Here is a 12,169-nt window from a genome sequence, read left to right on the forward strand (position 1 = left end):
CGCCGGGCGTCGGGCCGGCAGGGTGATTTGACGCAAGCAGGTCCACCTTAACGCACGCGACGAAGGGCCGCAATCGGGGCGGTTTCATGCGCGCGGCGGCGTTAGGGACTCGATGGCGGAGTCAGCGCGAGCGGGCAGGCGCAGGGCAGGTGCAGGGCACGCGTGATGGCGCGCGCGACGGCGCGCGTGGGCAGGATTGACGGCGAAATCAGGCTTCGGCGGGCAGCGCGCCGAGAATTTCCGCGCAGATCATCGCGGAGGCATTCGACGGCGCCGGGCGCTCGGCCGGCTTGAAGACGGCATCGCCGCGGCGAATCTTGCGGCGCGATACCGCGCAGGTTCCCGACGTATGCGCCGACCTGCGACGCCACCGCTGCTCGCCGTAATGACATCGTCCGGGCTCGACCCAGCGGATCACCAGCGTGGTGTCGGAGCGCTCGAGGATCTCGATGCGTATGCCGTTAGTACCGTCAAGGGGGATGGACTCCAGGGTCATCATCGTCGGCTCCGAATTTGTGGTGTGCCCGAATTTAGTCCCCCAACGGCTGCAGAGCCATTGTGTCTACGTTGAAACACTGTTCCCCAATTAGCAACAATCCGACTTGACTTTCGACGGCACTTGAATTGGCGGGGCCTGGCGAAGGGCGTGTCGCCCAAAAATGAGATAAGAGCGCTTTTTGCAACGCAGTGTTGTAGCTGGTGAGACAGCCAAAGCAGGCCGCGAGGGCTCTGCGCGCTTCCATTAAGATGTCGTTGTTTATTGGGCGAGCGCGTCCCGCAGTTTAGCGGGTTTGCTTTTTTCGGGTCGGCTCGCGCACATACCGGCATCCACACACGAACCACATGAATTCACGTCCCCCCGTCGGCCCGTCCAGATCGACGCACCCGCCGCGCTCGTCGCATCCGACGCAGTCGCTGTTGACGCCCGAGCGCGTCAAAAAACAGAGGGCTGCTTCGCTCGCGCTGTACATCGGGCTCGTGCTGCTCGCGTTGTGGGTCGTGCGCGACTTTCTTCCGGTGGTCGGCTGGGCCGCCGTGCTGGCGATCGCGCTATGGCCGCTTCTGCGCAAGGTCGAAGGCAGCCGCTGGCTGACCGGGCGCACCACGCTGATTGCTGCCGTGCTGACGCTGGCGATCGCGTTGCTGGTGGTGTTGCCGGTGGGCGTGGGCATCGCGCAGGCGTTGCGCGAAGCGCATGACCTCACCGACTGGTTCAAGGCCGCGCAGGAGAACGGCATCGCGATGCCGGACTTCATCCACCGTTTGCCGTTCGGCGCGCACCAGGCCGAGGCGTGGTGGCAAGCCTATCTGACGCCGCCGTTGCGCGACTCCGCGGCGATGAAGGGCTTGCACAGCACCACGGTCGTCACGCTTGGCCGCCATTTCGGGGCGCGTGCCGTGCATGCGGTCACCGTCTTCGCGTTCATGCTCGTGACGCTGTTCGTGATCTTCCAGGCGGGGCCGCGTCTGTCGGGCGCATTGGCGAGAGGTCTGCAACGCGGTTTCGGCGAAGACGGCGCGCAACTCGTCCAGCGGATGGCCACGGCTGTGCGGGGCACCGTGTCGGGGCTGGTGGTGGTCGGACTCGGCGAGGGCGCGTTGCTCGGCGTCGCCTATTTCGTGACGGGCTTGCCGCACGTCGCGCTGCTTGCGCTGATCACCGCGATTGCCGCGATGTTGCCCTTCTGCGCGCCGATAACCTTCAGCCTCGCCGCGTTGTGGCTGTTCTCGCAGGGATCGGTCGCGAGCGCGATCGGTCTTCTGGTGTTCGGGTCGATCGTGGTCTTCGTCGCCGAGCATTTCGTGCGGCCGGTGTTGATCGGGAATTCCACGCGACTGCCGTTTCTGCTCGTGCTGTTCGGCATTCTGGGCGGCGCGGAGACCTTCGGGCTGCTCGGCCTCTTCATCGGCCCCGCGCTGATGACGGTCTTGATGGTGCTGTGGACCGACCTCGTGCAATAGCCCGGCCGGGTGTCGTCCGATTCGCGATTTTCGCGAGTGCTTTACTGATTCAAGGCCGCTGGTTCGACGGATGTTCCTGCGCCGGCAGCCTCGTGCAACCGAGCGTGTATTTCAGCGCGCCGGGCAGCAGGGCGCTCCACACGTCCCACGTATGGCCGCCGTCGATAATGCGCAGCGCCGCCGGATTGCCCGCCAGGCGAAGCTGCGTATAAAGCAGTGATGCATCGGCCTGGATCGCGAGGTCGTCGTCGCCGGCAGCGATGAAGACCGGTACGCGATACGGCCGGCTCATATACCGCTCCCACTGCGCCGGGTAGTTCAGCTCGTGCCAGATCCGCGGATCGAACTGACGTTCGCCGAACACGCCGACGCGGCGCGCGGCCGAACCGCGCGGCGGTTCGTCGGCGTAGATGGCCGGGCTCAGCAGCAGCGCGCCGCAAAAGCGCTCGGGCTGCGTCATCACGTAGCGCAGTGCGCCGAAGCCGCCCATCGACACGCCGCCGATCATGCGCCCCGCGCGCTGCGTCGACACCGCGTAGTGCGTTTCGATTTCGGGCAGCAGATCGTCGAAGAACGCCGTCTCCATTTTTTCCTTGCGGTCCACGTACCAGTCGGTGCCGCCTTGCGGCATCACGACGGCGAGCGGCGGAATATCGCGATGTTCGATCAGCGCGTCCAGGGTGCTTTGCAGATGGCCGCGGCTGATCCAGTCGTTGGCATCGCCGTTGTTGCCGTGCAGAAGATAGATCACCGGAATGCGCGCGGCGTCGGGACGATAACCGGTCGGCAAATAAAGCGTGTAGGACCAATCGCGTCCGAGCGCGGACGAATGGAAGCTGCGGGTCGTCACCGTGCTCGCGAACGACGAAGTGCCGCACGCGGCGCACAGAACGGTCAGCGCAAGGTGTAGGAATAGGCGCATGTCGAGGTGGAAACAGTCACGGCGGACGGCGGCCAACGCTGAGTCAAAGCTCAAAGCTCAGAGCTGACCCACACATGTTACGGCGACGTCCGAAGCCGCGTGCCTACCATGCGCATCACGAGCCGCTTGAGCGGCTCCGTCCCACACGCGACGGCAACGAGCGCCGTGATCGCGCACGCGTCGGCGAGCAAGCCTAGCGGATAGTTCAGGTAACCGTCGGTGGCGGCATACAGCACCGAGTCCACCACGAGCGAGATCACCGCGCCGGCGATAAAGCACAGCAGGCCCTTGCGCCCGATGAGCCCAATCAGCGGCAGAGACTGCGCGAGCTTTCTTGCCCAGCCCGCCTCGATCAGCTTGGCCACGAGCCACGCGATCGCGAGGAAATTGACCGCGCGCAAGTAGGACAGATTCTGTTTGAAACTCGGATCGAGCGGCTCGACTTCGACAAAGAGCTTGTAGTACGCCGCGACCGCCGCCACACAGCAGGCCGCGAGCGTCACCAGCCAGCCGAGACGGTGCTGACTCACGCGCTGATAGACCGGCTGGCAACGCACGAGCGCGCCGAGCACGAACAGCAACTGCCAGGCGAACGGGTTGAAGTCCCAATGCATGTCCGGCGCGGCAGGCAGATACGCGTTGATGGCCGGCGCGCCGGCCCACAGCGCGACGCTGCCCGCGAGCAGCAGCCACGGTTTGCTGCGCGCGAGCGGCAGGATCATCGGCACCAGCAGCGCGAAGAAGGCGTACATCGGCAGCACGGACGCGAGATAAGGCTGACGGCGGAACAGCAGGATATCGCGCAAGGCGGCGACGGGCGTGTCCATCAGGTCGTCGAGATCGGTGATCGCGAGATTCGGCGCCTCGACGTTGAACGCGTTCAGGACCGCGCTCACGAGCAGCATAAGCCCGGCGGTCACGAGAAAGGCGCGGTAGATTTCCAGCGAGCGCCGCAGGAAGCGGTTGCGCGCGATCGATTCGCTACGCCGCTCCGCGAGCGCCGCGTAGGCCGTCGCGGTTGCGAAGCCGCCGAGAAACACGAACACCTCCGCGGCGTCGCACAGCGCGTACGCATGCAGCGTGACGCGCGACAAGATGCTTCCGCCGATGTGGTCCACCACGATGATCAGCAGAACGAGTCCTCGGAAAAAGTCGAGCTCGATTAAACGCGATTGCGAAGCTTGCATTGTTTTTATGCCCAAAGCAGCCCCGTGCGACGGCGCGCTCTTTAGCGCGTCGGGCGTCTCACAAGGCTTTGGAATAGTGGGTTGATGCTGTTGCTGCAGCGGCGTTGCTGCGCTGAACCGCGCGTTGCCGCCGTAACGGACCTGCCTCAAAGCCGGCGCGCGCACGCGCTTGCATGAAGCAGTAAAAATGACCCTGACAGCACGGCGGAGTTCCGCCTCGGTGCCGCGAAAGTCGGCAATTATATTTCTTTCTGTGACAAGTCTGCTTGGCAGCGCACATTGCAAACGCAGTGCTGGCGGAGCCTCGGCGGAATGGACGTTTAAAGACAGTGGAGATTTCGCAACGTTTCGACACATCCAGGCGACACCCAATGGACGGACGCGTTCCGGCGTGTGAGGATTTCCCGTAAGCGCGTCGGACTTGAAGAAGCGCGTTGTCGTAGGGTCAAGAAGAACGCGTCAGATCGAGTTAGGCCGATTACTCGAGTGCAGGGGGATCGTCATGAACAAGCAAGTGTTCGCGCTGGCCGTTTCCACCGCTGTGTCCGCCGCCTTTAGCACGCCGGCTTCGGCGCAGACGAGCGTCACGCTGTACGGCGTACTCGACGAAGGCATCAACTACACGAACAACGCGGGCCGAGGACATGTGTACGAGCTGGCAAGCGGCTACGCGCAAGGCAGCCGCTGGGGCTTGAAGGGCGCGGAAGAACTGGGCGGCGGCCTCAAAGCCATTTTCCAGCTCGAAAATGGTTTCGACGTCAGTTCGGGGCGCCTGAATCAGGGCGGCCGGATGTTCGGGCGACAGGCTTTTGTGGGCTTGAGCGCGGAGCGCTATGGCGTATTGACGTTCGGGCGGCAATACGATTCAGTGGTCGATTATCTGGCGCAAACTACCGCGAATGGCAATTGGGCCGGCTCGCTTTTCTCGCATCCCTACGATAACGACAATACCGATAACTCGTTTCGGCTCGACAACACCGTGAAATACACAAGCCCGTCGATTAGCGGCTTTCAATTCGGCGGCACGTACAGCTTTAGCAACGATACGAATTTCGGCAATAACCGCGCCTATAGCGTGGGCGGGCAGTATGCGTATGGCGGCTTGCTGGTGAGCGCCGCGTATTTGCAGGCCAATAATCCGGGCAATGGTGCGAATGGTGCGATTACGGCTAACGACGCAAGCTTTATCGCGGCCCGCATGCGCGTGTTCGGCGGCGGCATTACTTATAACTTCGGTCCGGCCACGGCGGGTTTCGCGTATAGCAAATCGAGCTATTTGAATCCGACCGGCAACGGTTATCTCGGCATTACACCACTCGTGCCGCCCGGCGTATTGCTGAACTCGTTGAAATATCAGAACTTCGAACTGAACGGCAAGTATCAGATCTCGCCGATGCTGTTTGTCGGCGCGCAATATGTCTACACGATAGAAAACTTCGATGCGTCGAGTGGCGGCGTCAAACCGAAAATCCACTCATTTGGACTGATGGCGGATTACAACCTGTCCAAGCGGACCGACGTCTACATTCAGGGTGAATACCAGCAAGTGACTGGCGACTCGACGTATTCGATACTCGATGAGGCGTTTATACCAGGCGCGCAAGCGCCGTCATCGACGTCGAAACAGGTTGTGGTGCGCGCTGCGATCCGGCATAAATTCTAGAGTTTCATGCCGGGTGCCTGAACTGCGTTCAATTCATCAAAACGTTTTGAACCAGAATGCCGACCATCACGCCGGCGGGAATACCAAAGCTTCTGCCGCGAAGCGTCGCGCTCAAGTCTTCGTCGAGAATGAAACTGCAGCGGCGCTCGCGCCAGACGGTTTTATACAGAAGCGGCTTGGTGCCGGCGACGAGCACTGAAATGACCGCTGTTGCAATCACTTGCTGGATCGCATACAGCTTCGCCATGAGAGGCACAAATTCGCCGCTGACGCAGAGCACGACCATGATCGCGGTAGCGACGACAGCGCCAAAGAAAAAACCGCCCATGAAGCGGTTGGCCGATGTAAGAGAATCCACGTTGAGCCTCGACTTCTTCATCGCCCGGAATGCAGGTTGACGAAGCAAAAATATTCTGAAGGGAAGGGTTCCGTTTGAGTTTTCCGGCGGGAGCGTGGCGCGCCGCCGGTCAACGTCAAAGCAACGTAAGAATATTTTTTTTGCGTTCCTCAACCTATCGTCCGTTTCCTAATCGGGCTTGGGAAAATTCCTAAAGCGAGTGTGGCGCGACGTGACCCGACGCGATCAAGCGTCGAACAGGTTCAGCTGTGCGTACTGCAACAGCATGATCGTCTTGCCGTCGACGATCTCGCCGCGCTCGACCATCGCAAGCGCTTGTCGGATCGGCAATTCCAAGACCTCGATATCTTCGCCTTCGTGTTCAAGACCGCCGCCTGCGCCGACCCGCGCGAGCGCATCGTATTCGGCGACGAAAAAATGCAGTTTCTCCGTGACCGAACCGGGGCTCATGAAGGCTTCGAACACTTTGCGCACTTCATGGACGCGATAACCGGTTTCTTCCTCGACTTCGGCCCGAATCCGCTCCTCGGGGGAAGCGGACTCGAGCAGACCGGCGGGTGTCTCGATCAACATGCCGTGATGACCGTTGACGAACGCTGGCAAGCGGAACTGCCGCGTCAGCACAACCATGCGCCGGCGCGGCTCGTACAGAAGCAAGGTCGCGCCGTTGCCGCGGTCGTAGGTTTCGCGGCTTTGGCGCTGCCAGGAGCCGTCGGCGCGGCGATAGTCGAAGGTGGTCTTTTTCAGCACATACCAGTCGTCGGAGAGCACCTTCACGTCCACGATTCGTACTCGTTCCGCGGTCTCATTCATGGCTCGCACCTTTGATTGGTTGGTAGTGGTTAGGCCGACACGCGAATCATGGTATCGTGCAGTATCGTGCAAAAACAAGGGATTTCGTGCAACGGACGGATCGCGCGATTCGTCTGCCGGAGACGAGCGTGCTTACATCGCAGAGAAAACAGTTGATCCTCGAGGCGCTCAGGCGCGACGGGCAGGTCGTCGCCAAGACGCTTAGCGCGGAGTTCGACGTGTCCGAGGACACCATCCGCCGCGATCTGCGCGAACTCGCGACGGAAGGGCAGCTCCAGCGCGTGCACGGCGGCGCTTTGCCGGCGTCGCCGGCAGCGGTGGATCTCGCCGGGCGCGAGCGGATCGAATCGGCGTCGAAGGCGGCGATCGGGCGCGCCGCGGCGGGCATGATCGCGCCGGGGCAAATCGCGTTCGTCGACGGCGGCACGACTGCTGTCCAACTCGCGCGACACCTTCCGCGTGACTTGCGTGCGACGATCGTCACGCATAGCCCGAGCATCGCCGTCGAACTCGCCGGGCATGCGCAACTGGAAGTGGTGATGATCGGCGGCCGGCTTTTCAGGCATTCGATGGTCAATGTCGGCGCGGCCGCCATCGAAGCGCTCAGCCATATCCGCGCCGATCTGTACTTCATGGGCGTGACGGGGGTGCATCCGCAAGCCGGCCTCAGCACCGGCGACATCGAGGAACGTACGTGAAGCGCGCGCTCGCGGAGCACGCGGCGGAGACGGTGGTGCTCGCATCGGCGGAGAAACTCAATGCGGCGTCGGCGTACCGGATCGCGGACGTATCGGCGGCGAGCACGATCGTGGTGGAACGCGGCACGGCCGAGACACTTACCGCGCCTTTCGAAGCGCTGGGCCTGACGGTTGTGCGCGCGTAGAGGTTGGCCGCTGCAATCGCATCGGCACGCGCCCTGAACTCCCGCCCGTCGAGCCGCTCAAACGGATCGCGCAGCAGGCCCGCATGCGCCTGTTCTTCCGCCGTCTCAGCCTGGCTTCTTCCACGGAGATTTCATGAGCAATCGCGCGACGCAGATCCTTCCTCATCATCGCTATGTTCATTCGCTCGGTGCGCCGCTTGCCTGCGTGCAAGGCACGATCACGAAGGTGTTCGCGAGCCCGGACAACCACCACGGCGCAAATCATCAGCACCTGATTGTGAAGATCGACAAGGTGTTGAAGTTCGAAGGCGGCACGCAGAACCTCGTCGGCACCGAGGTGTTCATTGCGGTGCGGTTCGGCGACAACGAAGGGCTTGCCGAGGAGATCCCCGGACTCCAAGCCGGGCAGCCCATCGAGGCGCAGGGCGAATACATCCCCGAGGCAAGCGCCTATCCCACCGACGACAACTCCAACCCTGTACTGCCCGTGCTCCACTTTACTCATCACCCCGTGGGCTATGTGTCATACGCGGGGCATTACTACAGCTAGCGGCTCGCCGCGCGCTCCGCGCAAGCACCATCGCGTTTTTCGAACCGGCAATTCAAGTTCTCGCGCGGGCGTGCCGTTAAGCAGATGGCGTCGATGGCACTGCCCATGCGGCCCGGTTTTGCCGCGTGGTTGTGCGCACAACGAGACACGCAGACGCTGTTGGTAACGTTTGTATCAGACTGTGTGGCGCACGCGTTTTCTGTTAATCGCACTTTACAATCCGGCTGGAAATTTAATCGTAGTCTGGCCGTCCGCGGAAAAGTGGCTGTGTAAGCGCCGGAATCCGCCGTCGCCCGCGCGAAGATTCGACGTACGGAGCGATGCAACGAACAAGGCCAGCCGGCAATACAACGGTGAGGGTGCCAGCACGCTCGCCAGGCCGCGATGCGAACGGCGGCGCGTCAGCGCGACGCGCGCGTGCAGGCGGCAAGGCGGCGTCCGGCCCGCCTACAGAACAAGCAGGAGCCGAACATGATGGGAAAGGGTTTCGACAGGGCAGTGATGGCAGGCATCGCCGGCGCCTGGCTCGCGCTCGCGATGAGCGGTTGCGCCGGCGTCGGGCAGCCGGGCGCGCAGACCGGCGCAGCAGCCGCTTCGGGTGTGTCCGCGGCAGGCGCGGCGAATCTGCAAGGCACGGCGGGGACGTCCGCGTCGGCGAGTGCGGCCGCTTCGGGCGACACGCCTCTGGCTGCGCCCCTCAAAAAGGCGCCGCCGCTCGTTTATCGGGTGAAGCGCGGCGACACGCTCGCGCGCATCGCGCAGAGCCATCATTGCAGCGTCAAGCAGTTGCAGGCATGGAACGGCCTGAAGGCGTCGTCGCGATTGAAGAACGGCCAGGTGTTGCGCGTCGCATCGCCGGAGACCGTGCAGGCGGTTAATGCGGCTAATGCGGCTGCGGCAAAAGCTGCGGCGGCGTCGAGTGCGTCTGGCGCGCAGGCGTCGGCGCCATCGGCAGCTATCGCGCAGCCTTCGCCCGGTCCCAGCGCCGCCGAAGCCCGCGAAGTCGCGCAACAAAGCATGCGTCATGCAAACGGCTTGTCGTTGGCATGGCCCGCGGGCGGCCGGGTCGTCGAAGCCTTCCAGCCGGGCGAGACGCGCGGCATCGAGATTGGCGGCAAGGCGGGCGATCCGGTTCGCGCGGCCGCCGACGGCAAAGTCATGTATGCCGGCACGGGCCTGAACAGCTACGGCAGTCTGATCATCGTGCAGCACAACAAGGACTTCCTGACCGCGTACTCGCATAACCGCAAGCTACTGGTCAAAACCGGCGAGATCGTTCGACAGGGCCAGCAGATCGCCGAGATGGGCGACGAAAACAACTCGCGCGTGTCGGTCGGTTTCGAGTTGCGCCGCGACGGCAAACCGGTCGATCCGATGCCGTATCTGCCGCAAGGACGCGGCTAAACGCAGCGCGCGGCTGTGCTGTGGGTGGCCTCAGTCGAGCCACCGCAGCGCCGCCGCGACGATCGCCTCGGGCGCGTCTTCCTGCATCAAATGGCCCGCGCGCGGCACCGCCTGAAAGCGCGCGTGAGGAATCAGCGCGGCCAGACGCCGGCCGCGCTCGAGCGGAATCCACTGATCCTCTTCGCCCCACAGAATCTGCGTCGGACAACGCATTTGCGGATAGCGCGATTCGACTTCATCGGTATAGCGCTGATCCATTTGCGCGATCTGCCGGTAGAACGCGGCTTGTCCCGTCGCGCCGAGCCACGGCGTGACGTACGGCGCGAGTTCTTCATCCGTGATGTCGCGTGCAATCGCGCCGCGCACATAGGCGTTCACTACGGCTTCGTGAATATACGGCGGCAAACCGGCGAACGCATCGCCGTGACGGCGCACATGCTGCACGAACGGCGAGCCCCACGGCGCCAGCGCGACCGGATCGATCAGCGTCAGGCTGCGATAGTCGCAGCCGTCGATAAGATGCGCGCGCAACGAAGTCGCTCCGCCGAAGTCATGCGCGATTACATCCGGGCTCTTCAATTGCCAATGCGCGAGCAACTCCGCGAGCAAGGCGTTCTGGACGCCAAGCGACACGTCCTGGCCGTCACGCATCTCCGACTGACCGTAGCCGAGCAGATCGTAATAGTGCACCGTGCGAATCTGCGCCAGATGCGGCGCGATGCGATGCCACACGTACGATGAGAACGGCGTGCCGTGCACGAGTACGAGCGGTGGCCCGGTGCCCGTCACATTGAAGCGCACGGTTTGATCGCGGAACGTGTAGGTCTCGGGAAGCGGCCAGTCGGTCATGGCGGTGATCGGTGGTGACGAGGTCCGCTTACCTTAACAGGGCTTGTGATTGGCTGCAGGACGCACCAAGGACAATGGAACGCGCAAGCACTTCCCGCAAAAGCTCACCATTGATTTGTTCAGCAAAACCAGGCAATTCAGCCGATGCCATGCTTCGCTGCACTCAGGCCGCATGCTCGTTCGAACACACAGCGTCGATGATCCTTGCGAATCGCGCACGAATCACCTTCAAATACAGCGATTTTCCACGCGTACGTTGAAGAAAGCCTGGTAATCCTCTATACAACAATGAAGGTCGCGCCTAAACCGCGACGCCTCACCGCCCCAAACTCCGCAAGCTCACCCACATTTAACGGTGAGGAAATCCGGGAGCCCAAACGCAGCGCGCTCGACTCAGACCTACTTCGTCTGCGCCCCGCGCAACACCTGCGAGACCTGGCCATGCAGATGCAGGATGCCCGGGTCGGCCTGCAGCAGCGGCAGATAACGCGGCAGAAAACTGTTGTTCGGCTGATCGGCGGAAAAGAGACCGGTGACGGCTTCGACCGCGGCGAGGCGGTCGGCGGCATCGGCTTCCTTGTCGTCGAGTATTTCGTCCACGTTCGCAATGATGGTGGACAGCGGCGTCAGCCAGCGAAACCCGGAACCGTTGATCAGCACCTGCAGAAAAGCCGCCGGCGTGACCGGGCCGAATTCTTTTTCATAGGCCGCGCGTTCGTGATCGAGTATCGCCTTATGCAGCGCGAGCAGCGGCTTGCGGATGTCGGAGAGGAATTGGGTGCATTGCGGGTCGTTCATGATGCGTCTCCTTCGGATAGTCAGATAGTCAGTGCAGTCGCGTCATGCTAGCAAAATTGCGGGCGACGAACCGCCTTCGGCGCCTTCGCAACGGCGCATGTCGGGGTGCAGGCGAATTTCTTAATGCACGGCTACAATCGCCGGACCCTCACAGCACACTCGCGCAATGCCTGGTCCGAAGTCGTGCGGCGACGCATTGGCGAAGCCGCGCATCGGCATTGCGCATTAGTCCGGGCTCTCGAATAAACGCGGCAACTCGTTGCGTTTTGATCGGCGTCCCGTTCTAAACAGGCTGATAAAACATAACTCGACAAGGAACCGCTCATGACAACGTTCAATATCAACGGCGAAACGCATACCGTCGATGCGCCGCCTGACATGCCTCTGTTGTGGGTCCTGCGCGATCTCGTCGGCCTGACCGGGACGAAGTTCGGCTGCGGCATCGCTCAATGCGGCGCATGCACGGTTCATCTCGACGGCGTGGCGGTGCGTTCGTGCGTGTTGCCCGCGGCGGCTGTCGGCGACAAGAAGATCACGACGATCGAAGCGATCGGCAACACGCCGGCCGGCCAGAAAGTGCAGCAGGCATGGCGTCAACTGGACGTCGTGCAATGCGGTTATTGCCAGTCGGGACAGGTGATGTCGGCGGCCTCGCTGATCGCAAGCAATCCCAATCCGAGCGATGCGGACATCGACGCCGCGATGGCCGGCAACATCTGCCGCTGCGGCACCTACAACCGCATTCGCGCGGCGATCAAGCACGCGGCGAAGGGAGTCTGA

12 protein-coding genes and 1 pseudogene are annotated in these 12,169 nt (G+C 62.6%); 6 read left to right on the top strand and 7 right to left on the bottom strand.

Translation table 11 applies throughout. The features are described 5' to 3' along the window. Positions 1-208 precede the first annotated feature (208 nt). Positions 209-496, bottom strand: a complete 288-nt coding sequence (locus AB6809_RS30365) for a DUF3331 domain-containing protein (RefSeq protein WP_029968727.1) — start codon at positions 494-496, stop codon at positions 209-211. Between the two features lie 347 nt (positions 497-843). On the opposite strand from AB6809_RS30365, the gene AB6809_RS30370 reads away from it, so the two are divergent. After that, positions 844-1,962: an AI-2E family transporter gene (locus AB6809_RS30370; RefSeq protein WP_029968728.1), complete on the top strand. Its 1,119-nt coding sequence runs from the start codon at positions 844-846 to the stop codon at positions 1,960-1,962. Positions 1,963-2,011: 49 nt separating this feature from the next. Here the strand turns inward: AB6809_RS30370 and AB6809_RS30375 are convergent, their stop codons facing one another. Then, a complete protein-coding gene (locus AB6809_RS30375) occupies positions 2,012-2,884 on the bottom strand; it encodes an esterase family protein (protein WP_029968730.1) in 873 nt (290 codons plus the stop codon). Positions 2,885-2,961: 77 nt separating this feature from the next. Further along, positions 2,962-4,071 (bottom strand): OpgC domain-containing protein, encoded by a 1,110-nt coding sequence (locus AB6809_RS30380; RefSeq protein ID WP_029968732.1) that lies wholly within the window; start codon positions 4,069-4,071, stop codon positions 2,962-2,964. 502 nt (positions 4,072-4,573) lie between these two features. Here AB6809_RS30380 and AB6809_RS30385 point away from each other — a divergent pair. Continuing rightward, positions 4,574-5,734 (top strand): porin, encoded by a 1,161-nt coding sequence (locus tag AB6809_RS30385; protein ID WP_053860276.1) that lies wholly within the window; start codon positions 4,574-4,576, stop codon positions 5,732-5,734. Positions 5,735-5,762: 28 nt separating this feature from the next. Here the strand turns inward: AB6809_RS30385 and AB6809_RS30390 are convergent, their stop codons facing one another. After that, the gene (locus AB6809_RS30390; RefSeq protein WP_310032136.1) at positions 5,763-6,245 is read right to left on the bottom strand and encodes a hypothetical protein; all 483 of its coding nucleotides are present in this window, start codon (positions 6,243-6,245) and stop codon (positions 5,763-5,765) included. Positions 6,246-6,317: 72 nt separating this feature from the next. Beyond that, the gene (locus tag AB6809_RS30395; protein WP_107710336.1) at positions 6,318-6,905 is read right to left on the bottom strand and encodes an NUDIX domain-containing protein; all 588 of its coding nucleotides are present in this window, start codon (positions 6,903-6,905) and stop codon (positions 6,318-6,320) included. Positions 6,906-7,033: 128 nt separating this feature from the next. Here AB6809_RS30395 and AB6809_RS30400 point away from each other — a divergent pair. The 3 genes and pseudogenes from AB6809_RS30400 (at position 7,034) to AB6809_RS30410 (ending at position 9,742) form a co-directional block, all read left to right on the top strand. Then, a pseudogene (locus tag AB6809_RS30400) lies at positions 7,034-7,788 on the top strand (DeoR/GlpR family DNA-binding transcription regulator). A gap of 133 nt (positions 7,789-7,921) precedes the next feature. Continuing rightward, entirely contained in the window at positions 7,922-8,338 is a 417-nt protein-coding gene (locus AB6809_RS30405) for a hypothetical protein (RefSeq protein WP_029968743.1), read from the top strand. 471 nt (positions 8,339-8,809) lie between these two features. Continuing rightward, the gene (locus tag AB6809_RS30410; RefSeq protein ID WP_371027891.1) at positions 8,810-9,742 is read left to right on the top strand and encodes a peptidoglycan DD-metalloendopeptidase family protein; all 933 of its coding nucleotides are present in this window, start codon (positions 8,810-8,812) and stop codon (positions 9,740-9,742) included. 30 nt (positions 9,743-9,772) lie between these two features. On the opposite strand, the gene AB6809_RS30415 is transcribed toward AB6809_RS30410, so the two are convergent. Beyond that, positions 9,773-10,591, bottom strand: a complete 819-nt coding sequence (locus tag AB6809_RS30415; protein ID WP_371027892.1) for an alpha/beta fold hydrolase — start codon at positions 10,589-10,591, stop codon at positions 9,773-9,775. Between the two features lie 399 nt (positions 10,592-10,990). Beyond that, complete coding sequence (locus AB6809_RS30420; RefSeq protein WP_006053024.1) at positions 10,991-11,389, bottom strand: hypothetical protein; 399 nt, start codon at positions 11,387-11,389, stop codon at positions 10,991-10,993. Between the two features lie 324 nt (positions 11,390-11,713). Between AB6809_RS30420 and AB6809_RS30425 the strand changes: the two genes are divergently transcribed. After that, positions 11,714-12,169, top strand: a complete 456-nt coding sequence (locus AB6809_RS30425) for a (2Fe-2S)-binding protein (RefSeq protein WP_371027893.1) — start codon at positions 11,714-11,716, stop codon at positions 12,167-12,169.

It is taken from the genome of Paraburkholderia sp. RCC_158 (assembly GCF_041355255.1).
GTDB lineage: Bacteria > Pseudomonadota > Gammaproteobacteria > Burkholderiales > Burkholderiaceae > Paraburkholderia > Paraburkholderia graminis.